Annotated in this window: 3 protein-coding genes; all 3 read left to right on the top strand. The window is 61.0% G+C overall.

Annotated features, from left to right (window positions below):
* Positions 1–279: VirB8/TrbF family protein (locus CO666_RS33355; RefSeq protein WP_245436925.1), on the top strand; the 279-nt coding region annotated here is incomplete at its 5' end.
* A gap of 16 nt (positions 280–295) precedes the next feature.
* Positions 296–1,108, top strand: a complete 813-nt coding sequence (gene trbG / locus CO666_RS33350) for a P-type conjugative transfer protein TrbG (RefSeq protein WP_097616197.1) — start codon at positions 296–298, stop codon at positions 1,106–1,108.
* Positions 1,109–1,111: 3 nt separating this feature from the next.
* Positions 1,112–1,552, top strand: coding sequence for a conjugal transfer protein TrbH (gene trbH / locus CO666_RS33345; RefSeq protein ID WP_097616195.1), 441 nt, complete (start codon positions 1,112–1,114; stop codon positions 1,550–1,552).
* Positions 1,553–1,616 lie beyond the last annotated feature (64 nt).

The raw sequence follows: 1,616 nt of genomic DNA, 5'->3' as shown, positions 1-1,616 counted from the left end.
GAGAAGGTCAACGCTTGGTTCCGAGGTAATTCACCGTTCGAAAAGGCGAAGTCTTCGACGATTGCGATTGAGGTAAACAACATCGTGGCGCTTTCGAACCAGACCTATCAGATCGACTGGACGGAATATGAGCGGGACCGCAAGGGCAAGGAAACCGGCACCCGGCGGTTCCGCGGGATCGCAACGGTGACGCTCACGGCGCCACAGGATGAGGCGACGATCCGCCTCAATCCGATCGGCCTCTATATCCGTGACTTCGACTGGACGGCACAGCTTTAAGGGCAGGGACTTCTCAATGCAAAAGATAGGAAAGATCGCAGCCGCCGGCTGCATGGCCGGACTCGCCTTTGTGGTGGGCGCGCAGGCGCAAAACATGACGAGCAACGAGGTCAAGGGCACGAATATCTCCCGGAAATGGCGCGGCACACCGGGCTTGGTCACGACAGGACCGGACGGCAAGGTGATCTTTCTGTTCGGCGAGACCCAACCGTCCGTCGTCTGCTCTCCTCTACAGGTCTGTGACATCGAGCTTCAGGGTGGCGAGATTGTTCGCGACGTGCTCGTCGGCGACACCGTGCGTTGGAAGGTGGAGCCGGCCACTTCGGGGGCCACAGGCGGGCAGGCCATCCATCTCATCGTCAAACCGTCGGAGCCAGGCCTGCTCACCTCGATGGTCGTCACCACGTCACGGCGAACCTATCACATCCAGCTCAAGTCCCATCCCAGCCAGTACATGGCGCGCGTTGGTTTTGAGTACCCCGAGGATGCGTCCACCAAGCTCGCCGATATCAACGCCCGTCTCGAAACCGGCGGCATTCCCGGCACGGCCCCGGACAAGCTGAACTTTTCCTACTCGGTGAGCGGCAGCGCCCCCTGGCGGCCGAAGCGGGTCTATTCGGATGGGGTGAAGACTTACATCCAGTTCCCGAAGTCGATCTCCGGCCAGGATGCTCCGGTGCTGTTTGTCGTCTCCGGCGGGCAAAATCGCATCGTCAATTACCGCATGAAGAACGACATGATGACCGTCGACTATGCGATCGACAAGGCGATCCTCGTTTCCGGAGTCGGTTGGCGGCAACAGAAAATCACCATCCGGCGGGGAGGTTGAACCATGCGGAGACTTCCTGCGCTCTTGCTCACGGCTGCGCTGCTTTCCGGTTGCCAAACGGCCGACGACGCGATGACCACTAACGCAACCCCGGTTGCCGTCACCAGACCGGCCGCGAGCGCGATTGCCGGCGACATGGCAAGCCGTCTCGCCGAACAAATCGGCCCGGCCAGCGCTGCGACGACGATCAAGATGGAAAAGGACCAGTTGGAATTCGCGACAGCCCTCGAAGCGGCATTGAAGGGGTGGGGATATACCGTCGTCACCGACGGCAAAGTCGCCAAGGACATCAAGCCGGTCGAGCTTGCTTATGCGATTGAGGGCTTCGACGGACAGGTGCTGGCCCGGGTCTCGACGCCTTCCATCGCTCTTGGCCGCGTTTATACGCCGACGGCGGCCGGCGCCGCGCCGGCCAGTCCGCTTTCGATCATGCAGCGCAACTGACGGAGAGCAATATGGTCCAGTCGCTCCAACTTGGCACGTCCAGTCAGGCCGACGATCAAAATGG

Source organism: Rhizobium chutanense, assembly GCF_002531935.1.
Taxonomy (GTDB): domain Bacteria; phylum Pseudomonadota; class Alphaproteobacteria; order Rhizobiales; family Rhizobiaceae; genus Rhizobium; species Rhizobium chutanense.
This window is presented reverse-complemented; position numbering and strand designations above follow the sequence as displayed.

What these genes read in the sequence shown, in the direction of transcription:
- trbG (WP_097616197.1), top strand. Translation starts at nt 296, where the DNA reads ATGCAAAAGATAGGAAAGATCGCAGCCGCCGGCTGCATGGCCGGACTC.
- trbH (WP_097616195.1), top strand. Translation starts at nt 1,112, where the DNA reads ATGCGGAGACTTCCTGCGCTCTTGCTCACGGCTGCGCTGCTTTCCGGT.